This is a genomic window from Pseudomonas sp. Sample_22 (assembly GCF_004307635.1).
Taxonomy (GTDB): domain Bacteria; phylum Pseudomonadota; class Gammaproteobacteria; order Pseudomonadales; family Pseudomonadaceae; genus Aquipseudomonas.
Genome location: NZ_RCNY01000081.1, coordinates 265,879 through 291,708, shown reverse-complemented (window position 1 = coordinate 291,708; position 25,830 = coordinate 265,879). Strand labels below are relative to the sequence as shown.

Here is a 25,830-nt window from a genome sequence, read left to right as displayed (position 1 = left end):
GATGAAACGACACCATTGGTTGCTCGGCTCGGTGTTGTTGCTGGGTCTTTTTGTTTATGCGACGGAGCTATTTGCCGAGGACAAGGCGGCATTGAAAGCCTTCGGCACCGTGCAACAAGTCTTCCAGAGCCCACGTTGCCAGAACTGCCACATTCCCGGCGATGCGCCGTTGCAGTTCGATGCCGGAACACCTCACGCGATGAATGTGGTGCGAGGCCTGGACGGCAAGGGGGCGGCCGGGCTGCCTTGCGCCAGCTGCCATGCCGAAGCCAATCCCCCGGCCAGTTACGGCCCCCACGCACCACCGGGAGCGCCGCACTGGAGTCTGCCGCCAGCGGCGCACAAGATGGCCTGGATCGGCCTGCCACCTGACAAGCTGTGCGCCATGATCAAAGACCGCGGGAGCAATGGCGACCGTGATTTCGCCGCGCTGCTCAAACATGTCAGCGAAGACAAGCTGGTGCTATGGGGCTGGAATCCTGGCGGCAATCGCGCCCCGGTGCCGGTAGCGCACGATGTTTTCGTCGCGCAATTCAAGCTCTGGACGGAGGCCGGTGGGCCGTGTCCGGTGACGGGTAGCTGACCAACGGCTGGTAAACAGGGAGTCAAACCCGATATCCAGGGCTCTAAAGAACATACCCGCCAATGGAGTATGTGATGCTGATTTCAGGCAAGCCACACAAGAAAAGCGTCTGCGCAGACCCTCTGCGCACGCCCGCACAGGAGCGCGAAATGTTGCGCGACCTGGCCCGCAAGGCTGAACAGGAGCTGACGGGCGTGCAGATGGCTAGCATGGATGAGCTGACGCTGTTGTCTAATCGCCATGGCTTTCTGGCTTTGGCCCAAATGGGGCTGGATGCCTGCGCTCAACTGGAACGGCCAGCGACGCTGCTGTTCTTCAACCTCGATGATTTCAAGCGTATCAACTACCTGTTCGGGCATGCCGAGGGCGACGATGCCTTGAAAACCTTTGCCGATGTGTTGCGCATCGGCTTCAGGGAAAACGATGTGATCGGCCGACTGGAAGGCGCAACCTTTGTCGCGTTGTTGACCGGTTCCGGCAGCGTGGATCCCGCGGCGATCAAGGCGCGGCTTGAGGAAATGCTCGATGAGCGCAACGCCACGGTGCATCGTGGCTATGACATCAGGTTCAGCATCGGACAGATCGAATTCGACCCCACCGTGCATGGCTCGGTGGAAGAGCTTTTGGCTGAGGCGCAAGCGGTGTTGGGCCGCTAGTTTTGTACTGAATTGGCTGGCCTCATCGCGAGCAGGCTCGCTCCCACAGTTTGATCAGCGGTGTTCACAAATCCCCTGTGGGAGCCTGTCGCGATGACACCCTTACAGTCTGCGCTTATTTGGCAAATAACTGCCCGATATCCTTGAACGCCTTGAATTCCAGCGCATTCCCGCATGGATCGAACAAAAACATCGTCGCCTGCTCACCCACCAACCCTTGAAAGCGAATCCCCGGCTCAATCACGAATCGCGTACCCAGGGACTGCAAACGCTCAGCCAGCGCCTCCCATTCCGCCATCCGCAACACCACACCGAAATGCGGCACCGGCACGTCATGCCCGTCAACGGCATTGGTATGAGCGGCTTCTTGTGAGGCATTTTTCGGTGCCAGGTGTATCACCAGTTGGTGGCCGAAAAAGTTGAAATCGACCCAATGATCGCTTGAGCGACCTTCTTCCAGGCCAAATACCGCACCATAAAAGTGCCGCGCGGCGGCCAAGTCGTAAACGGGAATGGCCAAGTGAAAGGGGGATAGTTGCATCGGGCTAGTCTCGGTCATGGGAAGTTGAGTTGAGTTTAGCCATGTGTATATCGATTTAAAGACGATAGTTGTTGTGACGAGCTCTTCAGGCAAGGCGCGTTATCGTTGACGTCCATCGCGAGCAGGCTCGCTCCTACAGGGGGTTGTGTTGTTTCTGAACATCCCAGCCAATAAAAAACCCGCCGAAACAGGCGGGTTTTTTTGGGGCTAAGCGAAGATCACTCTTCGATGTTGCCCATCGCGGTGGTGTTGAAGCCGCCGTCGACGTACATGATTTCACCGCTGATGCCCGACGCCAGGTCGGAGCACAGGAAGGCGCCGGCGTTGCCGACTTCTTCGATGGTGACGTTGCGACGCAGCGGGGTTTGCGCTTCGTTGGCAGCCAGCATCTTGCGGAAGTTCTTGATGCCGGAAGCGGCGAGGGTGCGGATCGGGCCAGCCGATACGCAGTTGACGCGGGTGCCGTCCGGGCCCAGGGAGCCGGCCAGGTAACGCACGCCAGCTTCCAGGGAAGCCTTGGCCATGCCCATCACGTTGTAGTTCGGCATGGTGCGCTCGGCACCCAGGTACGACAGGGTCAACAGGCTGCCGTTGCGGCCTTTCATCATTTCGCGACCGGCCTTGGCCAGGGCCACGAAGCTGTAGGCGCTGATGTCGTGAGCGATGCGGAAACCTTCACGGGTGGTGGCTTCGGTGAAGTCGCCGTCCAGTTGGTCGCCCGGGGCAAAGCCGACAGAGTGCACGATGCAGTCCAGGCCGTCCCACTTCTTGCTCAGCTCTTCGAAGACCTTGGCGATTTCGGCATCGCTGGCCACGTCGCACGGGAAGCACAGCTCCGGGCTCGAACCCCAGCCTTGTGCGAACTCTTCGACACGACCCTTGAGTTTGTCGTTCTGATAAGTGAAGGCAAGCTCAGCGCCCTCGCGATGCATGGCGGCAGCGATGCCGGATGCGATGGACAGCTTGCTGGCGACACCGACGATCAGTACGCGCTTACCGGCGAGAAAACCCATGTGTTGCTCCTCTTTTCAGGTTATTGCGCAGTGGCTGGTGCCAAAAAAGCGGCTTCCAGCAACTGCTGTGTATACGGATGTTGGGGGGCGGCAAAAATGCTTTGCGCGTCTCCCTGTTCGACCACTTGGCCATGCTTGACCACCATCAGTTGGTGGCTCAGCGCTTTGACGACAGCCAGGTCATGGCTGATAAACAGATACGTCAGGTTGTACTTGCTTTGCAGTGAGCGCAAAAGCTCCACCACTTGGCGCTGTACGGTGCGGTCGAGGGCCGAAGTCGGCTCGTCCAGCAAAATCAACGCCGGTTTTAGCACCAATGCCCGGGCAATGGCGATTCTCTGCCGTTGCCCACCGGAAAATTCGTGGGGGTAGCGGTTCCGGGTTTCCGGATCCAGGCCTACCTCCTTGAGTGCCGCAATAATCGCTTGTTCCTGTTCGGCTTCGGTGCCGATTTTGTGGATCCGCAAGCCTTCGCCAACGATCTGGCTCACGCACATCCGTGGGCTCAGGCTGCCAAACGGGTCCTGGAACACCACCTGCATCTCTCGACGCAGCGGCCTGACTTGTTGCTGAGTCAGGCAGTCTAGCTGTTTGCCTTCAAAACGGATCGCGCCTGTACTGCCGATCAACCGCAAAATCGCCAGCCCCAACGTCGACTTGCCGGACCCGCTTTCCCCCACAATCCCCAGGGTCTGGCCCTGGGGCAGGCTGAAATTGATCCCGTCCACCGCTTTTACGTAATCCACCGTGCGCTTGAGCAGGCCTTTCTTGATCGGGAACCAGACCTTCAAGTCCTCGACCGTGAGCATCGGCGGCCCGATTTCATTGGTTGCCGGCGTCCCGCTCGGCTCCGCTGCCAGCAAAATCCGAGTGTACGGATGCTGCGGCGCGCGGAACAACTCTTCGCACGATGCCTGTTCGACGATGCAACCGCGCTGCATGACACATACGCGGTGCGCAATTCTTTTCACAAGGTTCAAATCATGGCTGATCAGCAGCAATGCCATGCCCAGGCGTGCCTGCAATTCCTTGAGCAACTCGAGGATTTTCAGCTGAACGGTCACGTCCAGCGCGGTGGTCGGTTCGTCGGCGATCAGTAGCTCCGGCTCGTTGGCCAGCGCCATGGCGATCATCACTCGCTGGCGTTGGCCACCGGACAACTCATGGGGCAGGGCTTTGAGGCGCTTGTGCGGCTCGGGAATGCCGACCATCTCCAGCAACTCCAGGGTGCGCCGGGTCGCGATCTTGCCGGTCAGGCCCTTGTGGATGCCCAGCACCTCGTTGATCTGCTTCTCGATCGAGTGCAGCGGGTTGAGCGAGGTCATCGGCTCCTGGAAGATCATTGCGATCCGGTTGCCGCGGATGTGGCGAATGGTTTTTTCCTTCAGGTCCAGCAAGTTCTGGCCGGCATACTCGATGGTGCCGGACGGATGCCGGGCGAGCGGGTAGGGCAGCAGGCGCAGGATCGAGTGCGCAGTCACTGACTTGCCGGAGCCGCTTTCACCGACCAAAGCCAGGGTTTCGCCACGCTTGATGTCGAAACTGACGCCTTCAACCACACGCTGACTGTTGTCACCGACAACGAATTCGACGGCGAGGTCGCGCACTTCGATCAGATTGTCCTGATTCATTTCACTTCCTCGGGTCGAAGGCATCGCGAGCGGACTCGCCGATAAACACCAGCAAACTCAACATCAACGCCAGCACCGCAAACGCGCTCATGCCCAGCCACGGCGCCTGCAGGTTGGATTTCCCCTGGGCCACCAACTCGCCCAGCGACGGACTGCCGGCCGGCAAGCCGAACCCGAGGAAATCCAGGGCGGTCAGCGTACCGATGGCGCCGGTCAGGATGAACGGCATGAAGGTCATGGTCGAAACCATGGCATTGGGCAGGATATGGCGAAACATGATCGCGCCATTCTGCATGCCCAGCGCCCGCGCCGCACGCACGTATTCCAGGTTACGCCCACGCAGGAACTCGGCGCGCACCACGTCCACCAGACTCATCCAGGAAAACAGCAGCATGATCCCCAGCAGCCACCAGAAGTTGGGCTGGACGAAACTGGCGAGGATGATCAGCAGATACAGCACCGGCAACCCGGACCAGATCTCCAGGAACCGCTGTCCGGCCAGATCGACCCAGCCGCCATAAAACCCCTGCAATGCCCCTGCGACCACGCCGATGATCGAACTCAGCAGTGTCAGTGTCAGGGCGAACAGCACCGAGACGCGGAACCCGTAGATCACTCGTGCCAGTACATCGCGGCCCTGGTCGTCGGTGCCCAGCAGGTTGTCCGCCGAGGGCGGTGCCGGTGCCGGGACTTTCAGGTCGTAGTTGATGCTCTGGTAGCTGAACGGGATCGGCGCCCATAACACCCAGGCGTCCTTGGCCTTGAGCAGCTCGCGGATATACGGGCTCTTGTAGTTGGCTTCCAGCGGGAATTCGCCGCCGAAGGTGGTCTCCGGGTACCGCTTGAGTGCCGGAAAGTACCAACCGTTGTCGTAATGCACCACCAGCGGCTTGTCGTTGGCGATCAGCTCGGCGCCCAGGCTGGCGCCGAACAGGATCAGGAACAGCCACAGCGACCACCATCCGCGCTTGTTGGCCTTGAACAGTTCGAAGCGGCGGCGGTTGAGAGGGGACAGGTTCATCTCAATGCTCCCGGCTTTCGAAGTCGATGCGCGGATCGACAAAGGTATAGGTGAGGTCACCGATCAGTTTCACCACCAGCCCCAGCAGGGTGAAGATGAACAGCGTGCCGAACACCACCGGGTAATCGCGGTTGATCGCTGCTTCGAAACTCATCAGGCCGAGGCCGTCGAGGGAGAAGATCACTTCGACCAGCAGCGAGCCAGTGAAGAAAATCCCGATGAATGCCGACGGGAATCCGGCGATCACCAACAGCATGGCGTTGCGGAATACGTGGCCGTAGAGCACGCGGTGTCGGGTCAGGCCCTTGGCTTTGGCGGTGACCACATACTGCTTGTTGATTTCGTCGAGAAAGCTGTTTTTGGTCAGCAGGGTCATGGTCGCGAAGTTGCCGATCACCAGCGCGGTCACGGGAAGCGCCAAGTGCCAGAAGTAGTCAAGAATCTTGCCGCCCGTGCTCAGTTCATCAAAGTTGTTCGAGGTCAGCCCACGCAAAGGGAACCAATCCAGATAACTGCCGCCAGCAAACACCACGATCAGCAGGATGGCGAACAGGAACGCCGGAATCGCATAGCCGACAATGATCAGCGAACTGGTCCAGACATCGAAGTGGCTGCCATGTCGCGTGGCTTTGGCGATCCCCAGGGGGATCGACACCAGGTACATGATCAGCGTGCTCCACAGTCCCAGCGAGATCGACACTGGCAGCTTTTCCTTGATCAGGTCGATGACCTTGGCATCGCGGAAAAAGCTGTCGCCGAAATCCAGTGATGCGTAGTTCTTGACCATGATCCACAAGCGTTCCGGCGCCGATTTGTCGAAGCCGTACATGTGCTCGATTTCCTTGATCAGCGCCGGGTCCAGGCCCTGGGCACCGCGATAGGCGGACCCGGCCACCGACACCTCGGCACCGCCGCCGGCAATGCGGCTGGTGGCGCCTTCGAAGCCTTCGAGCTTGGCGATCATCTGTTCCACCGGCCCGCCGGGGGCGGCCTGGATGATCACGAAGTTGATCAGCAAAATGCCGAACAGGGTCGGAATGATCAGCAGCAGTCGCCGAAAAATATACGCCAGCATCTGATTACTCCATGCCTGCAGGGTCGGCTTGCAATTTGGTTTCGATTTCTATGGCCGGTTTGGCATCGGGCTTGATCCACCAGGTATTGATGCCGATGTCGTATTTGGGCGAGACCTTCGGGTGACCAATGTGATTCCAGTACGCCACGCGCCAGGTTTTGATGTGCCAGTTGGGAATGACGTAATAGCCCCATTGCAGCACTCGGTCCAGTGCCCGGGCGTGGGCCACCAGGCTTTTGCGCGAATCGGCGTTGATCAATTGCTCCACCAACTGATCCACCACTGGATCTTTCAGGCCCATGGAGTTGCGGCTGCCAGGTTTGTCGGCAGCCGCGGTCATCCAGAACTCACGTTGTTCGTTGCCCGGCGAGTTGGACTGCGGGAAGCTGCCGACGACCATGTCAAAATCCCGCGAGCGCACGCGGTTGACGTACTGTGAGACGTCGACCCGGCGAATCACCAGCTCGATGCCCAGGTCGCTGAGGTTGCGTTTGAACGGCAGCAAAACCCGTTCGAACTCGGTCTGTGCCAACAGGAATTCAATGTTCACCGGTTTGCCGCTGGCGTCGACCATTTTGTCATCGACGATGCGCCAGCCGGCTTCTTGCAGCAGTTGATAGGCCTTGCGTTGCTGGGTGCGGATCATGCCGCTGCCGTCGGTGACAGGGTTCTGGAACGCTTCACTGAACACCTGCTCGGGAATCTTGCCGCGAAACGGATCGAGGATCGCCAGTTGATCGGCGTCCGGCAGGCCGGTGGCGGCCATTTCCGAGTTCTCGAAATAACTGCGAGTACGCGCGTAGGCGCCGTTGAACAGTTGCTTGTTGGTCCATTCGAAGTCCAGCAACAGCGTCAGGGCCTGACGCACACGCACGTCCTGGAACACCGGTCGGCGCAAGTTGAAGACGAAGCCTTGCATGCCGGTGGGGTTGCCGTTGGGGATCTGTTCCTTGATCAAGCGACCCTCGGTGACGGCCGCAATGTTGTAGGCGTTGGCCCAGTTCTTCGCGGTCATTTCCAGCCAGTAATCGAACTGCCCGGCCTTGAGCGCTTCGAGCGCCACGGTGTTGTCACGGTAATAGTCGGTGGTCATGACATCGAAATTGTAGAAGCCGCGATTCACCGGCAGGTCCTTGCCCCAATAATCCTTGACCCGCTCATAGCGCACCGAACGTCCGGCCTTTACCTCGCTGACTTTGTACGGACCGCTGCCCAGCGGCACTTCGAGGTTGCCTTTGTTGAAGTCGCGGGTGGCCCACCAATGCTTGGGCAGCACCGGCAACTGGCCGAGGATCAATGGCAGTTCGCGATTGTTGCTGTGTTTGAATTTGAACAGCACGGTCAGCGGGTCTTCGGCAACCACATCGGCGACGTCGTTGTAGTAGCCGCGGTACATCGGCGCGCCATCCTTGATCAGCGTCTGGAAGCTGAACACGACGTCTTCGGCACGCACCGGATGGCCGTCGTGGAAGCGCGCTTCGGGCCGCAGATAGAAGCGCACCCAGTCGTTGTCCGGAGCCTTCTCTATCCTGGCCGCGATCAGGCCGTACTCGGTGAAGGGCTCGTCAAGGCTCTGCTTGGCCAGGGTGTCGTAGATCAGGTCGATGTCGTTGGCCGACACGCCTTTGCTGATGAACGGGTTGAGGCTGTCAAAGCCGCCGAACCCGGCCTGGCGAAATTTGCCGCCCTTGGGAGCATCCGGATTGACGTAGTCAAAGTGTTTGAAATCGGCCGGGTATTTCGGCGGTTCGTTGTACAGGGTCAGGGCATGTTGCGGGGCGGCGCTGGCCAGCCCGGCGAACAGCAGGGCGCTGGCCTGCAAGAGCAGGGCGCTGATGGCTTTCATCGATCTTTCTCCGAAGATTTCAGCCACCACGCGCTCAAGCCCAGGGTGTAGGGCGGCGTGGTGACGAAGGCGAACCGGTTGCGGTACGCCAGGCGGTGATAATTGAGGTACCAGTTGGGAATGATGTAGTGCTGCCACAGCAGCACCCGGTCGAGGGCTTTGCCGGCGGCGACTTGTTCGTCGCGGGTCTTGGCCGCGAGCAATTGCTCGAGCAGATGATCGATCACCGGGTTGGCGATACCGGCGTAGTTCTTGCTGCCCTTGACCGCGACCTGGCTGGAATGGAAGTACTGCCACTGTTCCAGGCCGGGGCTGAGGGTCTGGTTGAGGGTCATCAGAATCATGTCGAAGTCGAACTGGTCGAGGCGCTGTTTGTATTGGGCGCGATCCACCGTGCGCAAGCGCGCATCAATGCCGATGCTGGCGAGATTCTCGACGTAAGGCTGGAGAATGCGTTCCAGGTTCGGGTTGACCAGCAGGATTTCCAGGCGCAGCGGCTGCCCGGCGGCGTTCTGCAAGCGCTGACCATTGAGCTTCCAGCCGGCTTCGGCGAGCAGGCTCAGGGCCTGGCGCATGGTTTCCCGGGGAATGCCGCGACCCTGGGTCTGCGGCAGGCTGAACGGTTCGCTGAGCAATCGGGCGGGCAGTTGCTCGCGGTACGGCTTGAGCATTAGCCATTCATGGCCGACCGGCAGGCCGGTGGCGGAAAACTCGCTGTTGGGGTAGTAGCTCGTGGCGCGTTTGTAAGCGTCGCTGAACAGCGTGCGGTTGGTCCATTCGAAGTCGAACATCAGCCCCAGCGCTTCCCGAACCCGGGGTTCAGCAAACGTCGGGCGCCGGCTGTTCATGAACAAGCCTTGGGTCTGGGTGGGGATCTGGTGCGCAATCTGTGCCTTGATCACTTCGCCACGACGGATTGCCGGAAAGTTGTACCCAGTGGCCCAGTTCTTGGCCTGGTGTTCGATATAGATGTCGAACTCGCCGGCCTTGAACGCTTCGAACGCCACGTCGCTGTCGCGATAGAACTCGACTTCCATACGGTCGACATTGTACTTGCCGCGGTTGACCGGCAGGTCCTTGCCCCAATAGTCCTTGACCCGTTCGAAAACGATTTGTCGCCCCGGCGTCACCGAGGTGACGCGATACGGCCCGCTGCCCAGCGGTGGTTCGAAGGTCGTGGCCTTGAAGTCGCGGTTTTTCCAGTAATGCTGCGGCAGCACGGGCAACTCGCCAAGGCGCAGGATCAGCAATGGATTGCCGGCGCGCTTGAATACGAAGCGAATGCGCTGAGGATTGAGGATGTCGACCCGCAATACTTCCTGAAGATTGGTGCGGTATTGCGGGTGACCTTCCTTGAGCAGCAAGCGGTAGGAGAACGCTACGTCATAGGCGGTGATGGGCGTGCCATCGTGGAAGCGCGCTTGCGGACGCAGGTTGAACACCACCCAGCTGCGGTCTTCACTGTACTCGACCGATTGCGCGATCAGGCCATAGCTTGAGGTGGGCTCGTCGCCGGATGCTGCGTACTGGCCGGTGCCGACCATCAGCGGTTCGTTCAACTCGTTGATGCCGTATTGAAGGAAGTTCGGCGTGGCAACCGGGCTGGTGCCTTTGAAAGTGTAAGGGTTGAGCGTATCAAACGTGCCAAACGCCATTACCCGCAACGTACCGCCCTTGGGCGCTTGCGGGTTGACCCAGTCGAAGTGGGTGAATCGGGCCGGATACTTGAGCGTGCCGAACTGCGCATAACCATGGCTTTCGCTGATCGTCGCGCTTGCGGTGGAGCTCAAGGCCAGGCTGATCAGGAGCGGGAGCAGGGGACGCTTCAAATAAGAAATCCGATCCAGCGGCTTGGGCTTTGTGGCCCGTACAGTAACAGCTTGTATGGACAGGAAAAAGACGGGGGGTTAATGCGCTCTTAATTACTGGCAAGGCAGTTCTGCCTGCGCCAATCCCGTGGCGAGGGAGCTTGCTCCCGCTCGGCGGCGAAGCCGTCGTAAATCCAGTGCACGCGGTATGTCAGAAGTATCCAGGGATCAGGGTTTGGGGCTGCTGCGCAGCCCAACGGGATCGAGCTCTCTCGCCACAAAGCCTTTCGATGCTGCAAAGATAAAAAAGCCCCTGATAATCAGGGGCTCGTTTTTTAGTGCGGATTGGAAACCGTCAGCATCTGACCTGGCTTCAACGCCTGGCCGACACGTGGGTTCCAGCGCTTGAGGTGCTGCATTTCAACATTGAAGCGCTTGGCCACGATGTACAGCGAATCGCCTTGCTGAACCTTGTACTTCGACTGCGGTTTTTTGTCCGGGCTTTTGGTCTTGGCATTGGCCGCGACGACGGTGTTGATACGCCCGGCGCTGCGCTTGCTGGTGTCCTGCATGACCAGGGTCTGGCCGGGCTTGAGGTTCTTGCCGGACAGTTTGTTCCAGCGCTGAAGGTCCTTGACGTCGACGTTGTTGGCCTTGGCGATGGAGCCCAGATTGTCGCCGCGCTTGACCCGGTAACTGCGTTTGGCGCTGGCCACTGCCGTGCTGTCCGAGCCTTCGAAGACCGGTTTGAGCGGTTTCTTGCTGATCAGCTCTTCCGGACGCATCGTCTGCAGGCTGGTGGTCAGCAATTGCGCCTTGGACGTCGGCACCAGCAAATGCTGTGGGCCGTCGATGGTGGTGCGTTGCTTGAAGGCCGGGTTGAGCTGGAACAGTTCGTCTTCGTCGATGTTGGCCACTGCGGCGACCTTGGAAAGGTCCATGCGCTGGTTGATTTCGACGACCTGGAAGTACGGTTCGTTGGCGATCGGGTTGAGGTTCACCCCGTAGGCTTCCGGTGCCAGCACCACTTGCGACAGGGCCAGCAGCTTCGGCACATAGGCCTGGGTTTCTGCCGGCAGCGGCAGGTTCCAGTAGTCGGTTGGCAGGCCGAGCTTTTCATTGCGCTCGATGGCACGGCTGACCGTGCCTTCACCGGCATTGTAGGCGGCCAGCGCCAACAGCCAGTCGCCGTTGAACATGTCGTGCAGGCGGGTCAGGTAATCCATCGCGGCGGTGGTCGAAGCGGTGATGTCGCGACGGCCATCATAGAAACGGGTCTGGCGCAGATTGAAGTAACGCCCGGTGGACGGGATGAATTGCCAAAGGCCCACCGCATTGGCGCGGGAATAGGCCATCGGGTTGTAGGCGCTTTCAATCACCGGCAGCAGCGCCAGTTCCAGCGGCATGTTGCGTTCTTCCAGGCGTTCGACGATGTAGTGAATATAGAGGCTGCCGCGTTCCCCGGCGTTTTCGAGGAAGGACGGATTGCTGGCGAACCACAGGCGCTGTTGTTCGATGCGCGGGTTCACGCCGACGTTGTCCTGCAACTGAAAGCCCTGGCGCATGCGCTCCCAGACGTCCTGCGGGATCTGCGGGCTCGGCTTTTCGCTGAGCCAGATGGGCTTCTGCTTGGCGCGGGCCGCCACGTTCGGCGTATGTGTCGCTTCAGGCTGCGGAGCGTGGCTGGAACAGCCCGCCAACGTGGCGGACACAGCCACCGCTATGGCTTGAGCCAAGCGGGTCAATGCGTCTGAATTGATGGACTTATGTATGGATGACGACATTGGCTGGAAGTAAGTTCCGGGCAAAAATGTCGGGCGATTCTAGAAAGCGGACCCCCTGCGGTCAACCATTCAGCGTTTTTGGACCATCGTGCAAGCTGTTTAGAACGTGTCTTTCCACGCCCTGAGCGCAGCAAAAACCATATCGGGCCGAGAGTTATCGGTGCCGGTCCGTTCGTCCGCTTTTTCTTTAACGGATGTTTCGCCGGTGCGCAAAAACGGATTAGTGCGCTTTTCCAGGGCCACCGTGGAAGGCAGTGTGATGACCCCGGCTTCTCGTTGTCGAGTGACGCTAGCCAGGCGTTCAAGGGTGTCTGGATTGCCCGGTTCGACAGCAGCGGCGAAGCGCAGATTGCTCAGGGTGTATTCGTGGGTGCAGTAGACGCGGGTGTCCTCGGGTAGGGCGGCCAGACGCGACAGCGAGGCGTACATCTGTTGCGGCGTGCCTTCGAACAATCGCCCGCAACCGGCAGCGAACAGGGTATCGCCACAGAACAGCAGACCGCTGTGATAATAGGCAATGTGGCCCAGGGTATGACCGGGTACGGCAATGACATCAAAATCATGGCCCAGTACGGTAATCCGGTCGTCGTTCTTCAGCGCGACGTCCCGCGCCGGGATTTTTTCGCTGGCCGGACCATAGACCTTCGCGTCCGTCGCTTTCTTCAGCTGCTCGACGCCGCCGACATGGTCATGATGATGGTGAGTGATCAGAATATCAGTCAAGGCCCAACCCGGATTGGCCGCGAGCCAGGCTTGCACCGGGGCTGCGTCCCCTGGATCGACCACCGCGCAGTGGCGGGTGGCAGTGTCTTGTAACAACCATATGTAGTTGTCGGTGAAGGCGGGCAGGGCAGTGATCTGTATCATCGTCGGATTCGCCAAGCTGGAAACAATGGCGCATCTTAGAACTTCCTGGCGCGTTGGAGAATGCAATGACCGATAAAGCGTTCGCTCAAGCTGATCCTGACTGGCTGGCGCTGATCAGCACGGCCCGTGAATGGCTGTCCGGCCCCATCGGGCAATTTTTGCTGGACGAAGAACGGCGCATGCTCGAAGACGAACTCGGGCGCTTCTTCGGTGGCTACCTGGTGCATTACGGCCCCTCGGCGCAGACGCCGCCTTCTGCACCTCAGGTGCAGCGCAATGTGCGCTTGGGTGCGCCCTTGCCGGGTGTCGAGATCGTCTGCGAAGAGCAGGCCTGGCCACTCAGTGAACATGCCGCCGATGTGGTGGTGTTGCAGCACGGGCTGGATTTCTGCCTGTCGCCCCATGGGTTGCTGCGTGAAGCCGCGAGCAGTGTGCGGCCTGGCGGGCACCTGTTGATCATCGGTATCAATCCCTGGAGCAGTTGGGGCTTGCGTCATGTGTTTGCCCATGACGGGTTGGGCAAGGCTCGCTGCATTTCTCCGTCACGGGTGGCTGACTGGTTGAACCTGCTGGGCTTCGCGCTGGAGAAACGCCGCTTCGGGTGCTATCGTCCGCCGCTGGCTTCACCTGCCTGGCAGACCCGTCTGGCTGGCTGGGAACGCAAGGCCGGCGACTGGCAGTTGTCTGGCGGCGGCTTCTATTTATTGGTGGCGCGCAAGATCGTCGTAGGCCTGCGGCCGCTGCGTCAGGAACGCCGCGAAACAATGGGCAAGTTGATTCCGCTGCCGATGGCCAAGGTCAATCGTCGCAATATCGAGCCGTAATACCTCATATCATTTTCCGACCGGGTTGCCCCGGTCTCGGGCGTTGTCGATCAACGATCGGCGAGCCACCGCATTTTCTGGATAGATTGCATGAGCGATAGCGTAGAACTCTTCACCGATGGCGCCTGCAAAGGCAACCCTGGCCCTGGCGGCTGGGGTGCGTTGCTGGTGTGCAAGGGCGTTGAAAAGGAACTCTGGGGAGGCGAAGCCAACACCACCAACAATCGCATGGAGTTGATGGGCGCGATTCGCGGCCTGGAAGAACTCAAGCGTTCATGCGATGTGCTGCTGGTGACCGACTCCCAGTACGTCATGAAAGGCATCAACGAGTGGATGGCCAACTGGAAAAAACGCGGCTGGAAAACTGCAGCGAAAGAACCCGTGAAGAACGCCGACCTGTGGAAACTGCTCGACGAACAGGTCAACCGTCACAACGTCACCTGGAAGTGGGTGCGCGGGCACATTGGCCATCACGGCAACGAGCGCGCTGACCAACTGGCCAACCGCGGCGTGGATGAAGTGCGCGGTTACAAACAAGACTGAATGTGTGCCTGCTGATCGTTCCCATGCTCCGCGTGGGAATGCAGCCCGGGGCGCTCTGCGTCCCATTGGAACGCGGAGCGTCCCTTGAGGCATTCCCACGCAGAGCGTGGGAACGATCAATCAAAGACCCCAGCGAGCGTGTTAACATCGCCGCTTTTGCACGATTGACCGATTGAGAGCTGAGCACTGATGGCCACCAGATCCGTTGTACTCGATACCGAAACCACCGGCATGCCGGTGACCGACGGCCACCGGATTATCGAAATTGGTTGTGTCGAGTTGATCGGTCGGCGCCTGACCGGCCGGCATTTTCACGTTTACCTGCAACCAGACCGCGAAAGTGACGAGGGCGCCATTGGCGTCCACGGCATCACCAACGAATTTTTGGTAGGCAAACCGCGTTTCGCTGAAGTGGCCGAAGAATTCTTTGAGTTCATCAAGGGCGCGCAGCTGATCATCCATAACGCGGCGTTCGACGTTGGCTTCATCAACAACGAATTCGCTCTGATGGGCCAGCACGATCGTGCGGACATCACGCAGCACTGTACGATCCTCGATACGCTGATGATGGCCCGGGAACGTCACCCCGGGCAGCGCAACAGCCTCGATGCCCTGTGCAAACGCTATGGCGTCGACAACTCCGGTCGTGAACTTCACGGCGCCTTGCTCGACTCCGAAATTCTTGCTGACGTCTACCTGACCATGACGGGCGGCCAGACCAGCCTGTCGCTGGCCGGCAATGCCTCCGACGGCAATGGTTCCGGTGAGGGGGCTGACAACTCCGCCACGGAGATCCGCCGTTTGCCGGCCGGTCGCACGCCAGCCCGCATCATTCGCGCCAGTGAAGAAGAATTGGCCCAGCACGCAGCGCGCCTGGAAATCATCAGCAAATCCGCGGGCGCTCCGGCGTTGTGGTTGCAATTGGCTGAGGCGCAAGCGCAGGCCTGATGTGCGCTCATCTGCATGCGCTCATCTGTCTACGGTCATCTATCTGCGGTCATCTGTAGGAGCAAAGCTTGCTCGCGATAGCGTTTAAAAGATCGCTATCGCAGGCAAGCCTTGCCCCTACAAAAAAAATTTTCGCTACAAAATAGTGCGGCGCCGGTACCGCTTCAGTGCAACGCACTCGCCACATCGGCTGCGACCCTCTACCCTGAGGTGATTGGCAGGCTCTGGCCTGCCGCCTCAGGACACTGAGCCCCATGTATAAAGATTTGAGATTCCCGGTCCTGATCGTCCATCGCGACATAAAGGCCGACACCGTTGCCGGCGACCGTGTGCGTGGAATCGCCCGGGAGCTGGAACAGGAAGGTTTCAGTATCGTTTCGGCGATGGACTACACCGAAGGACGCTTGGTCGCATCCACCCATCACGGCCTCTCGTGCATGTTGATCGCGGCGGAGGACGCCAGCGCTCACTCGCATTTGTTACAGAATATGGCCGAACTGATAGGATTGGCGCGAGTGCGTGCGCCCGATCTACCGATTTTCGCCCTCGGCGAGCAAGTGACTCTGGAAAACGCACCCGCCGACGCGATGGCCGAGCTGAATCAGTTGCGCGGCATTCTCTATCTGTTCGAAGACACGGTGCCGTTTCTCGCAAGGCAAGTGGCGCGGGCCGCACGCAAATATCTGGATGGGTTGCTGCCGCCGTTCTTCAAAGCCTTGGTGCAACACACCGCCGATTCCAACTATTCGTGGCACACCCCCGGACACGGTGGTGGCGTGGCGTACCACAAGAGTCCGGTGGGGCAGGCGTTTCATCAGTTTTTTGGGGAAAACACCCTGCGCTCGGATCTGTCGGTGTCGGTGCCAGAACTTGGCTCTTTACTGGACCACACTGGCCCACTGGCCGAAGCCGAGGCCCGGGCGGCGCGCAATTTTGGCGCCGATCATACGTTCTTCGTCATCAATGGCACGTCCACCGCCAACAAGATCGTCTGGCATTCGATGGTCGCCCGCGATGACCTGGTGTTGGTGGACCGCAATTGCCATAAATCGGTGTTGCATTCGATCATCATGACTGGCGCCATCCCGTTGTACCTGTGCCCGGAGCGTAACGAACTGGGGATCATCGGTCCGATTCCCTTGAGCGAATTCAGTCCCGAAGCGATTCAGGCCAAGATCGACGCCAGCCCGTTGACCAAGGGCCGGGCGCCCAAGGTCAAGCTCGCGGTAGTCACCAACTCGACGTACGACGGCCTCTGCTACAACGCCGAGCTGATCAAGCAGCAACTGGGCAACAGCGTCGAGGTATTGCACTTCGACGAAGCCTGGTATGCCTACGCGGCGTTTCATGAGTTTTTCAGCGGGCGTTATGGCATGGGCACCTCCCGTGGACAGGACAGCCCGTTGGTGTTCACGACCCATTCCACCCACAAGCTGCTGGCGGCGTTCAGCCAGGCGTCGATGATTCACGTGCAGGACGGCGGTGCCAGGCAACTGGATCGAGACCGTTTCAACGAAGCGTTCATGATGCACATCTCGACCTCGCCGCAATACGGCATCATCGCCTCGCTGGATGTCGCTTCGGCCATGATGGAGGGGCCGGCCGGTCGTTCGCTGTTACAGGAGATGTTCGATGAGGCCTTGAGCTTTCGCCGCGCCCTGGCCAACTTGCGTCAGCACATCGCGGCGGATGACTGGTGGTTTTCCATCTGGCAGCCACCCTCCGCTGAAGGCATCAATCGTGTGGTTACCGAAGACTGGTTGCTGCAACCGGACGCTGACTGGCACGGCTTTGGCGGCGTGACCGACGATTACGTGTTGCTCGATCCGATCAAGGTCACCCTGGTGATGCCGGGGTTGACCGCCGGTGGTGCGCTCAGTGAACGTGGGATTCCCGCGGCGGTTGTCAGCAAATTCCTTTGGGAGCGTGGGCTGGTGGTGGAAAAGACCGGGTTGTATTCGTTCCTGGTGCTGTTTTCCATGGGTATCACCAAGGGCAAATGGAGCACGTTGCTCACCGAATTGCTGGAGTTCAAGCGCAGCTATGACGCCAACGTCAGTCTGGCCAGCTGTCTGCCGTGCGTGGCACAGCAACATGTCACGCGCTATCAGGGCATGGGGCTGCGTGACCTGTGCGATCAGTTGCATGCCTGTTATCGCAGCAATGCCACGGCCAAACACCTCAAGCGCATGTACACGGTCATGCCGGAAATCGCCATGAAGCCGGCTGACGCCTATGATCATTTGGTACGTGGCGAAGTCGAAGCCGTATCGATCGATGCGCTGGATGGGCGAATCGCTGCCGTGATGCTGGTGCCGTATCCCCCGGGCATTCCGTTGATCATGCCAGGGGAGCGTTTTACCGGAGCGACCCGCTCAATCATTGACTACCTGGCGTTTGCTCGCACGTTCGATAGCAATTTTCCGGGGTTCGTTGCTGATGTGCACGGATTGCAACATGAAGACGAGGGCAATGGGCGGCACTACACCGTCGATTGCATCAAGGAATGAGGACCTTTCCCAGTATGCAGCCGGTCATGAATCCGAATCATCCAGGGCTGTCGGTGCGCGTCGCCGACGAAGGTTTTGCTGCCTACATCTGGGGCAGCGATTTCAGTTTTGAGGTTGCCGCCTACGGAGCGCCTGAAATAGGGCAGCCGGTCGAGCAATGGCGAGTCACCCCCATTACCCCTTATCGTAAATGCTATGGCATCGATCCCGAGGAATTCAGCAGTTTTCGCGATGCACCGGACAGTGCGATTTTCATGGCATTCCTGGATGACGAGCCGGTAGGGCACTTGGTGATCAGCACCAATTGGAACGGTTTTGCCCATATCGACGAACTGGCGGTGCACGCTCCGGCGCGGCGCCATGGGGTGGCCAAGGCGTTGCTGGATGTGGCGCAGTTCTGGAGTCGCAAGAAGAAACTGCCGGGCATCATGCTCGAAACCCAGAACAACAACCTCGGTGCCTGCCGCTTGTACGAGCGTTGTGGCTATGTGATTGGCGGCATCGACCACCTGCGCTATCGCGGCATTGACCCCAATACTGCCGAGGTCGCGCTGTTCTGGTATCGATTGTTCGATAACCCGCTGGAAAACCCGATCAGTTCGTCAGCATCGCCGCGGCTTGTTCCGTGATGATGGTCAGCAAGGTCTGGACGGCGGGGGATGGCTCGCCGTTCTTCAAGGTCAATGCGTAGACGCTGATCGGTACGGCAGGTGCCAGTGGGCATACATCGAGCCCGGCCGATTTGGCACCGAGGGCGGTAAAGGGGTCGACAATGGCCAGGCCTTCACCGGCCTCGACCATGCTGCGCATCATCTGGTGGGTCTGAACCCGGGTCTGGATCACCGGTGCCGGTCGCAAGCCATGCAGTTTGTTTTCCAGAGCGGGGCTCAGCGGGTCATGGCCTTCGAGACCGACCATCGCCTGGCCAGCCAGGTCTTGCAGGGAGATGTACTTTTGCTTCGGTTGCAGCCAGCCATGGGGAGCCAGCAATTGCAGCTTGCCTAGGGCAATCACCTGGCAATCGATTTCTGCGCGATCCGGGTCATGCAGGCTCAGGCCCAGGTCGCTTTCGCGCAGCAAAAGGCTTTTGACGATGTCCCGGGTGGGCTGGCTCAGGAGGGTGCAAGGTGCGTCGGGCAGGCGTCGGCGCAAGGCCGCGATGCTTTGTGGCAACAATTGTTGGGCGAGGGGCGGGGTGCAGATGATGCGTAACGGCGGTGCCAGGTATTGTTTGAGGCTATTGGCCAGGCGTTGCACCGGTTCAAGCGCATCGTAGACGCGGGCAATTTCTATCTGAAGCTCCCGTGCTTCGCGCGTAGCCTGCAACCGCCCGCGCACGCTGGAGAACAGCATGAAACCCAACTGGCCCTCTGCGTCGCGCAAAATACCTTCGACCTCGGCCACCGGCAACTGCAACCATTCGGCGGCGGTGCCTGTGTGACCGGTCTGAAGGAGCGCCTGGATCACTTCGATATGGCGTAAGCGCATGCGTGAAGTCCATGTTCAGCAGGTGAGGAGTCAGTCACTGAATCCTAACCCAAGTCCGCGCATATGACTTCTGCTCATAACATCGAGTTATGACGCGACGCAGGTTGCCGGCTCACGGGTGAGAGTGACGCCCGTTTGCACCAGCATGAACTCATTGTCATCAACTTTGTTGACCCGATCGCCAATGGCCAGTTTGTACGTGGTTGCAGGCCCGGAACCGTCTGCGGACGGGGTGGACTCCTGAAACTCGTGTACCGAATAAATACGGCCTTCCGCGTCTCTTGCATGGAACTGACCGACGAGTACTGCTGCCATCTGCTTAGAACCTCTGGAGATAAAACACTTGATTGACGGCTTTGTAGACCGCCGTCGAGCACGGTAAGTTTTCCTGCTCGAAAAAAATAATCAGGACGCAGATATACCTGTGTTTACTGGTTGAAACATCGTCCGATCATCTATAACTACAGGCTCCCCCACGGACAATCGAGAGTCTTCCATGAGTAGTGTCTATAACGTCGCCGTTATCGTCGGCAGCCTGCGCAAAGCATCGATCAACCGCAAGATCGCGCTCGCCCTGGCCGATCTGGCGCCGGCGAATCTGAAGCTCACTATCGTTGAAATTGGCGATCTACCGCTTTACAACGAGGATATCGATGTTGATACACCGCCGGCAGCCTACAGCACTTTCCGACAACAAGTGAGCTCATCCGACGCGGTGTTGTTCGTTACTCCTGAATACAACCGTTCTGTGCCGGCCCCGATGAAAAATGCGATCGACGTGGGTTCGCGCCCGTATGGCAAGAGTGCCTGGAGCGGCAAACCAGGCGCGGTGATCAGCGCTTCGCCGGGCGCGATTGGCGGTTTCGGCGCCAACCATCACCTGCGCCAGTCCATGGTGTTTCTCAATGTGCCGCTGATGCAGCAACCCGAGGCCTATCTGGGCGGCGCTGGCTCGGCGTTTGATGAGGCCGGCAAACTGTCGGAGTCGGTCAAGCCGTTCCTGCAGAGTTTCATCAATGCCTATGGGCAGTGGGTCGAGCAACACAAAAAGCTGTGATTGCCGCTTCTGGCGCTCCGGGTGACGGAGCGCCGGAGGTGCTTTTCCAGGCAGTGCTTTACTGAATATTCGAAATTCCATATATTCACGCCTCGTTCGCACAGAGGCGTGTTTTCATGTCCGACTTCCGCAGTCCCGTCGATGTTTTCAAGGCCTTGGCCGCTGACACTCGCAGTCGTGTTGCCTTGCTGATCGCTCGTGAAGGCGAACTGTGCGTATGCGAGCTGACGGCTGCGCTTGACCTCAGCCAACCGAAAATTTCCCGTCACTTGGCGCAATTGCGCAGTAATGGCTTGCTGACGGATCGACGGCAGGGGCAATGGGTTTATTACCGATTGAACCCGCAACTTGCACCTTGGGTCGCCACGATGCTGCAAGAAGCGTTGGCGGCCAATGCTGATTGGCTTGCCGCCGATGTGGCACGTCTGCAGGCGATGACAGACCGACCGGTTCGTTGCTGCTGATTATCTCTCCATTCTTTAAAGGCAGCTGCGCATGCTTGTAGCGTCACTGATTTTCCTGCTGACGATCACACTGGTGATCTGGCAACCCAAAGGGCTCGGCGTCGGTTGGAGCGCGGTACTGGGCGCGGTGCTGGCTTTGATGTTCGGCGTTGTTCACCTGAGCGACATTCCATTGGTGTGGCAAATCATCTGGAACGCCACCGGAACCTTTGTCGCACTGATCATCATCAGTTTGTTGCTGGACGAGGCCGGATTTTTTGCCTGGGCAGCGCTGCATGTGGCCCGTTGGGGAAGGGGTAGTGGGCGCCAGTTGTTTGCCTACATGGTGTTGCTCGGGGCATTGGTGTCGGCGTTGTTCGCCAATGACGGCGCGGCGCTGATCCTCACGCCCATTGTGATTTCCATGCTGTTGGCATTGCGTTTTTCTCCGGCGGCGACGCTGGCGTTCGTCATGGGCGCCGGCTTCATCGCCGATACGGCCAGCCTGCCGCTGGTGGTGTCGAACCTGGTGAACATCGTTTCCGCTGACTTCTTCAACATCGGTTTCAACCGGTACGCGGCGGTGATGATCCCGGTCAACCTGGTCAGTGTCGCGGCCACCTTGGCGGTATTGATGTGGTTTTTCCGCCGCGACATCCCCAAAAACTATGACCCTGAGCAATTGGAACATCCGGCGTCGGCGATCCATGACAAGGCGACGTTCTACGCCGGCTGGGCGGTGCTGGTGATTCTGCTGCTCGGCTGCTTCGCGCTGGAACCGCTGGGCATTCCCATCAGTGCCATTTCGGCCGTGTGCGCGGCCTTGCTGTGGGCGATTGCCGCCCGTGGTCACAAGATTTCCACGCGCAAAGTGCTGAAGGAAGCGCCTTGGCACATCGTGATTTTCTCGCTTGGCATGTATCTGGTGGTCTACGGCCTGCGCAACGCCGGACTTACAGGCTATCTGGCGGGCTGGCTCAATGGCTTTGCCGAGTACGGCGTGTGGGGCGCGGCAATGGGTACGGGGGTGTTGACCGCGTTGTTGTCCTCGATCATGAACAATTTGCCGACGGTGTTGATCGGACTGCTATCCATCGATGCCAGCCAGGCGAGCGGGGTGGTCAAGGAAGCGATGATCTACGCCAACGTCATCGGCAGTGACCTGGGGCCGAAAATCACCCCGATAGGCAGTCTGGCAACCTTGCTGTGGCTGCATGTGCTGGAACGCAAAAACATCCGGATCGGCTGGGGGTATTACTTCAAGGTCGGGATCGTGCTGACGGTGCCGGTGTTGTTGGTGACGTTGGCGGCGCTGGCTTTGCGGTTGTCCATTTAGATTGTTGAAAGGCTGGTTCAAAAGTTCGCACAAGATTCGGATCAGCCTTGGCCGGGCACATTCGGCCAAAGGTCCGACACCAGGAACAATCGCTCGGCTTCTTCCCAGTCGCCATGGGCATTTTCGGTCAATCGCACCAGCAATTGTGCCGGCGCCAGCGGGTCGAGGTCGCACAGCCAGGCGTTCAATTGCTCGACGTTCCAGGTGTGTTCCGCCGAGTAGTGCGCCGGCGCCAGCCAAGCGTGGCGGGGCAGGGGTTGCCAGCGCCCCGGCGGACTTTGCTCGACAAAATCCTGCCAATCCTTTTGATGCAACCAACGACCGCGCAAATGTTGTGGATGTGCACCGCTCGGTGCTGCCGCGTGCCCCGGCCATGGATAGAGCAAATAGCCGCCCAGCCACAAATGCGCGGTGAACTGGCGGATATCCAGCGCTGCCAGCACTTCGCGGCTCTCGGGACGTGCGGATATCGGCAGTTGATGCTGGCTCAGGTGCGCCAGCTTGCGGTCCAGTCGATCGTGACAACCGGGGCCAAGCCATTGCGCGGTGTCGCATCCATCACCTGATTGAGGGCCCAGATACAGCTTGATCGCCAGTTCCAGGTGATGCACACCGTCGCGGTCACGCAGCAGCATGTCCAGCTCGCCGAGCGTATGGCCTTCGCGACGGATCGGCATGTTGGCGGCGATCAGTTCGATGCCGGGCGCATGCTCCACGGCAAATTGCCAGAGACGCTCGTAGTACAAGCCCAGACGCCGGGTGCGGGCCTGGGCCAGCCAGTGCAGCAGTCCATAGCTGTCCTGGTCCAGCTGACGCAGCCAGTGTTCCAGGCGCTCAGGTGCCTGCACCCAGTCGCTGCCGGCCAGCGGGTGGCGTTGCGGCCACGGTGTGTCGGCGAGCATCGGCGGCGCGAGGATGACCCATGCCAGGTCGCGCACTTCGGGGTGGCGCAACTGGTGGGGCAGCTGGAGCAAATCTGGAAATAGGATCATCTTGCGAGCATAGCCCGAAACCCGAGCACACCCTTGAGGCTGAAAGGATTTTGTCTATCAGCGGCTTTCGCCCATAATCGTGTTTTTCGTCGTCGCACAGATTCCCAGCAGGAGCCCCATGGAGCAATTTCGCAATATCGGCATCATCGGTCGCCTGGGCAGTTCCCAGGTGCTGGATACCGTCCGCCGACTGAAACGGTTTCTGCTCGATCGTCACCTGCACGTGATCCTCGAAGACACCATTGCCGAAGTCCTGCCGGGTCACGGCCTGCAAACCTCGTCGCGCAAGATGCTCGGTGAAGTCTGTGACATGGTGATTGTGGTGGGCGGTGACGGCAGCCTGCTCGGTGCCGCCCGGGCGTTGGCCAAGCACAATATTCCGGTACTGGGGATCAACCGGGGCAGTCTTGGTTTCCTGACCGATATCCGCCCTGACGAGCTGGAACTCAAGGTCGCCGAAGTGCTCGATGGCCACTATCTGGTGGAGAACCGCTTCCTGTTGCAGGCTGAAGTTCGCCGGCATGCCGAGGCTATCGGCCAGGGTGATGCGCTGAACGACGTGGTGCTGCACCCCGGCAAATCCACGCGGATGATCGAGTTCGAGCTGTACATCGACGGCCAGTTCGTCTGCAGCCAGAAGGCCGACGGCCTGATCGTCGCCACGCCGACCGGTTCCACCGCCTACGCGCTGTCTGCCGGCGGGCCGATCATGCATCCCAAGCTCGACGCCATTGTAATCGTGCCGATGTACCCCCATACCTTGTCGGGTCGGCCAATTGTGGTCGATGGCAACAGTGAGCTGAAAATCGTCGTGTCCAAGGATATGCAGATTTACCCGCAAGTCTCGTGTGACGGGCAGAACCACTTTACCTGTGCGCCCGGCGACACCATCACCGTCAGCAAGAAAGCCCAGAAGCTGCGGTTGATTCATCCGCTCGACCACAACTACTACGAAGTCTGCCGGACCAAGCTCGGCTGGGGCAGCAAGTTGGGTGGTGGAGGCGACTGATGCTCGATCCCGCGCGTAGCTACGACCTGATCGGTGACGTGCACGGTTGCGCAATGACCCTTGAGCACTTGCTCGACCGGCTCGGTTATCACAAGCACGGTGGCGTCTGGCGCCATGCGTCGCGCATGGCGGTGTTCGTCGGCGACATCATCGACCGTGGCCCGCGAATTCGCGAGGCGTTGCACATCGTCCACGACATGGTCGAGGCCGGGCAGGCGCTGTGCATCATGGGCAACCACGAGTTCAACGCGCTGGGCTGGGTCACGCCGGCACTGCCCGGCAGTGGCAAGCAGTTCGTGCGCGAGCACACGCCGCGCCATGCCCGGCTGCTTCAGGAAACCCTGACCCAGTTCGAACATCATCCCGGCGACTGGCATGACTTCCAGCAATGGTTCTATGAGCTGCCGCTGTTCGTCGATGCCGGGCGTTTCCGGGTGGTGCATGCCTGCTGGGATGCCGGGCTGATTGAACCTTTGCGCCAGTTGTTTCCCGATGGCTGTATCGACGAGCACTTCCTCCAGGCTTCGGCCCAGTCGGGCTCATTTGCCTGCACCGTTTTCGACCGCTTGCTGCGCGGCACCGACATGCGCCTGCCTGACGGCCTGACCATGACCAGCGGCGATGGTCTGGTGCGGTCGTTCTTCCGTACCAAGTTCTGGGAAGACGATCCGCAAACCTACGGCGACATCGTCTTCCAGCCTGACGCCTTGCCGGACCCGGTGGCCCGCACACCGCTGTCTTCGACCGAGAAAAACATGCTGCTGCGTTACGGCATCGATGAACCGTTGCTGTTCGTCGGACATTATTGGCGCAGCGGTAAACCGGCACCGATCCGCCCGAACCTGGCGTGCCTGGATTACAGTGCCGTGCTCTACGGCAAACTGGTCGCCTATCGGCTGGATCAGGAAACGCGGCTCGATCCGCATAAATTCGTCTGGGTCGATGTCGAGCGGCCAGAGGTTCTGCGATGAGTGCAGTAGCGGTGTTGCGTCTGCCCCTGGCGGTAGACCTGAGCGGCTTCGTCAAATTGCTGGAACGCATGCAGGTGCCGCATCGGGTCAGCGAAGAGTCCGGTGAGCAGGTGTTGTGGGTGCCGCAGAACATCAGCGAAGACGTCCGTGCGCTCTACGAACGCTTCCCGGCGGGCGACCCCGATCAACAACTGGACATCCAGCCGGCGCAAACCCGAAAGCGTCCGGGGTTCGCCGAGCAGGTTCGCCACGCAAAAGCCACGGCGCTGGTGCTGATCCTGAGTCTGATCGTCGGTGCGATCACGTTGCTCGGCGACAATCTCGATACGCTGCGCTGGCTGACCTTCCTCGATTTCCGCGTCGTCGGCGAATACATCCATTTCGTGCCCCTGGCTGACAGCCTGGCGGCGGGGCAGTGGTGGCGACTGGTGACGCCGATGCTGATCCACTTCGGCATTTTGCACCTGGCCATGAACGGCATGTGGTACTGGGAGCTGGGACGACGCATCGAATCGCGCCAGGGCAGCATCAACCTGGTCGGGCTGACCCTGCTGTTCAGCCTCGTCTCCAACTACGTTCAGTTTGTTTTCAGCGGCCCGACCCTGTTCGGCGGATTGTCCGGGGTGCTTTACGGTCTGCTGGGGCATTGCTGGATCTTCCAGTTGCTGTCGCCGAACGCCGCTTACCGCCTGCCCCGTGGCGTGCTGGCGATGATGCTGGTGTGGTTGCTGCTGTGCCTGTCCGGGCTGGTCTCGATGATCGGCTTCGGCGAAATCGCCAACGCGGCCCACGTCAGCGGGTTGCTCGTCGGATGCTTGACCGGTTTGTTGGGTGGTTTGTACAACCGCCGTAAACTGACCGTCTGAAACCGTTGTGTATAGAGA

General features: G+C 59.7%; 25 protein-coding genes. 13 read left to right on the top strand and 12 right to left on the bottom strand.

Annotated features, from left to right (window positions below; translation table 11 throughout):
* The first annotated feature begins 1 nt into the window (after position 1).
* Positions 2–583, top strand: a complete 582-nt coding sequence (locus D8U73_RS21150; RefSeq protein ID WP_130905683.1) for a hypothetical protein — start codon at positions 2–4, stop codon at positions 581–583.
* Positions 584–657: 74 nt separating this feature from the next.
* Positions 658–1,239 carry a GGDEF domain-containing protein gene (locus tag D8U73_RS21145; RefSeq protein WP_056855566.1) on the top strand — a complete coding sequence of 194 codons (582 nt, stop codon included), beginning with the start codon at positions 658–660 and terminating at the stop codon, positions 1,237–1,239.
* A gap of 115 nt (positions 1,240–1,354) precedes the next feature.
* On the opposite strand, the gene D8U73_RS21140 is transcribed toward D8U73_RS21145, so the two are convergent.
* The 9 genes from D8U73_RS21140 to gloB form a co-directional block, all read right to left on the bottom strand.
* The gene (locus tag D8U73_RS21140; protein WP_130905750.1) at positions 1,355–1,780 is read right to left on the bottom strand and encodes a VOC family protein; all 426 of its coding nucleotides are present in this window, start codon (positions 1,778–1,780) and stop codon (positions 1,355–1,357) included.
* Between the two features lie 218 nt (positions 1,781–1,998).
* Complete coding sequence (gene fabI, locus D8U73_RS21135; RefSeq protein WP_007937760.1) at positions 1,999–2,793, bottom strand: enoyl-ACP reductase FabI; 795 nt, start codon at positions 2,791–2,793, stop codon at positions 1,999–2,001.
* Positions 2,794–2,813: 20 nt separating this feature from the next.
* On the bottom strand, positions 2,814–4,424 hold the full coding sequence (locus D8U73_RS21130; protein ID WP_056855564.1) for an ABC transporter ATP-binding protein: 1,611 nt from the start codon (positions 4,422–4,424) through the stop codon (positions 2,814–2,816).
* Between the two features lies 1 nt (position 4,425).
* Positions 4,426–5,445, bottom strand: a complete 1,020-nt coding sequence (locus D8U73_RS21125) for an ABC transporter permease (protein WP_056855563.1) — start codon at positions 5,443–5,445, stop codon at positions 4,426–4,428.
* 1 nt (position 5,446) lies between these two features.
* Positions 5,447–6,520 (bottom strand): microcin C ABC transporter permease YejB, encoded by a 1,074-nt coding sequence (locus D8U73_RS21120; protein WP_056855562.1) that lies wholly within the window; start codon positions 6,518–6,520, stop codon positions 5,447–5,449.
* Positions 6,521–6,524: 4 nt separating this feature from the next.
* Positions 6,525–8,366 carry an extracellular solute-binding protein gene (locus D8U73_RS21115; RefSeq protein WP_130905682.1) on the bottom strand — a complete coding sequence of 614 codons (1,842 nt, stop codon included), beginning with the start codon at positions 8,364–8,366 and terminating at the stop codon, positions 6,525–6,527.
* Entirely contained in the window at positions 8,363–10,195 is a 1,833-nt protein-coding gene (locus tag D8U73_RS21110; RefSeq protein ID WP_130905681.1) for an extracellular solute-binding protein, read from the bottom strand. The genes D8U73_RS21115 and D8U73_RS21110 overlap by 4 nt, the downstream gene beginning before the upstream one ends.
* A 314-nt stretch (positions 10,196–10,509) precedes the next feature.
* Positions 10,510–11,958, bottom strand: coding sequence for a transglycosylase SLT domain-containing protein (locus tag D8U73_RS21105; protein ID WP_130905680.1), 1,449 nt, complete (start codon positions 11,956–11,958; stop codon positions 10,510–10,512).
* A gap of 99 nt (positions 11,959–12,057) precedes the next feature.
* A complete protein-coding gene (gene gloB, locus D8U73_RS21100) occupies positions 12,058–12,825 on the bottom strand; it encodes a hydroxyacylglutathione hydrolase (RefSeq protein WP_130905679.1) in 768 nt (255 codons plus the stop codon).
* 65 nt (positions 12,826–12,890) lie between these two features.
* On the opposite strand from gloB, the gene D8U73_RS21095 reads away from it, so the two are divergent.
* The 5 genes from D8U73_RS21095 to D8U73_RS21075 all read left to right on the top strand — a co-directional run bounded on the left by D8U73_RS21095 (position 12,891) and on the right by D8U73_RS21075 (position 18,279).
* Entirely contained in the window at positions 12,891–13,649 is a 759-nt protein-coding gene (locus D8U73_RS21095) for a methyltransferase domain-containing protein (protein WP_130905678.1), read from the top strand.
* Positions 13,650–13,739: 90 nt separating this feature from the next.
* Positions 13,740–14,192: a ribonuclease HI gene (gene rnhA / locus D8U73_RS21090; RefSeq protein WP_056855556.1), complete on the top strand. Its 453-nt coding sequence runs from the start codon at positions 13,740–13,742 to the stop codon at positions 14,190–14,192.
* A 189-nt stretch (positions 14,193–14,381) separates the two neighbouring features.
* Positions 14,382–15,140, top strand: coding sequence for a DNA polymerase III subunit epsilon (dnaQ, locus tag D8U73_RS21085; RefSeq protein ID WP_056855555.1), 759 nt, complete (start codon positions 14,382–14,384; stop codon positions 15,138–15,140).
* Between the two features lie 254 nt (positions 15,141–15,394).
* A complete protein-coding gene (locus tag D8U73_RS21080; protein ID WP_130905677.1) occupies positions 15,395–17,650 on the top strand; it encodes an arginine/lysine/ornithine decarboxylase in 2,256 nt (751 codons plus the stop codon).
* Between the two features lie 14 nt (positions 17,651–17,664).
* Positions 17,665–18,279 (top strand): GNAT family N-acetyltransferase, encoded by a 615-nt coding sequence (locus D8U73_RS21075; RefSeq protein WP_056855553.1) that lies wholly within the window; start codon positions 17,665–17,667, stop codon positions 18,277–18,279.
* Here the strand turns inward: D8U73_RS21075 and D8U73_RS21070 are convergent.
* Positions 18,245–19,138 carry a LysR substrate-binding domain-containing protein gene (locus D8U73_RS21070; RefSeq protein WP_130905676.1) on the bottom strand — a complete coding sequence of 298 codons (894 nt, stop codon included), beginning with the start codon at positions 19,136–19,138 and terminating at the stop codon, positions 18,245–18,247. The genes D8U73_RS21075 and D8U73_RS21070 overlap by 35 nt on opposite strands.
* 87 nt (positions 19,139–19,225) lie before the next feature.
* A complete protein-coding gene (locus tag D8U73_RS21065) occupies positions 19,226–19,453 on the bottom strand; it encodes a hypothetical protein (RefSeq protein WP_056855551.1) in 228 nt (75 codons plus the stop codon).
* A 181-nt stretch (positions 19,454–19,634) separates the two neighbouring features.
* Here D8U73_RS21065 and D8U73_RS21060 point away from each other — a divergent pair, with 181 nt between their 5' ends.
* The 3 genes from D8U73_RS21060 (at position 19,635) to D8U73_RS21050 (ending at position 21,974) form a co-directional block, all read left to right on the top strand.
* Positions 19,635–20,195, top strand: a complete 561-nt coding sequence (locus D8U73_RS21060; RefSeq protein ID WP_056855550.1) for an NADPH-dependent FMN reductase — start codon at positions 19,635–19,637, stop codon at positions 20,193–20,195.
* Positions 20,196–20,311: 116 nt separating this feature from the next.
* Entirely contained in the window at positions 20,312–20,659 is a 348-nt protein-coding gene (locus D8U73_RS21055; RefSeq protein WP_130905675.1) for a metalloregulator ArsR/SmtB family transcription factor, read from the top strand.
* Positions 20,660–20,690: 31 nt separating this feature from the next.
* Positions 20,691–21,974, top strand: a complete 1,284-nt coding sequence (locus D8U73_RS21050) for an arsenic transporter (RefSeq protein WP_056855548.1) — start codon at positions 20,691–20,693, stop codon at positions 21,972–21,974.
* 41 nt (positions 21,975–22,015) lie between these two features.
* On the opposite strand, the gene D8U73_RS21045 is transcribed toward D8U73_RS21050, so the two are convergent.
* Positions 22,016–22,966 carry a DUF1853 family protein gene (locus D8U73_RS21045; protein ID WP_130905674.1) on the bottom strand — a complete coding sequence of 317 codons (951 nt, stop codon included), beginning with the start codon at positions 22,964–22,966 and terminating at the stop codon, positions 22,016–22,018.
* Positions 22,967–23,084: 118 nt separating this feature from the next.
* Here D8U73_RS21045 and D8U73_RS21040 point away from each other — a divergent pair, with 118 nt between their 5' ends.
* The 3 genes from D8U73_RS21040 to D8U73_RS21030 are packed head-to-tail and all read left to right on the top strand — an operon-like array spanning position 23,085 to position 25,812.
* The gene (locus D8U73_RS21040; RefSeq protein WP_056855546.1) at positions 23,085–23,975 is read left to right on the top strand and encodes an NAD(+) kinase; all 891 of its coding nucleotides are present in this window, start codon (positions 23,085–23,087) and stop codon (positions 23,973–23,975) included.
* Entirely contained in the window at positions 23,975–24,946 is a 972-nt protein-coding gene (locus D8U73_RS21035; protein ID WP_056855545.1) for a metallophosphoesterase, read from the top strand. The genes D8U73_RS21040 and D8U73_RS21035 overlap by 1 nt, the downstream gene beginning before the upstream one ends.
* A complete protein-coding gene (locus D8U73_RS21030; RefSeq protein ID WP_130905673.1) occupies positions 24,943–25,812 on the top strand; it encodes a rhomboid family intramembrane serine protease in 870 nt (289 codons plus the stop codon). The genes D8U73_RS21035 and D8U73_RS21030 overlap by 4 nt, the downstream gene beginning before the upstream one ends.
* The last annotated feature ends 18 nt before the right edge of the window (positions 25,813–25,830 follow it).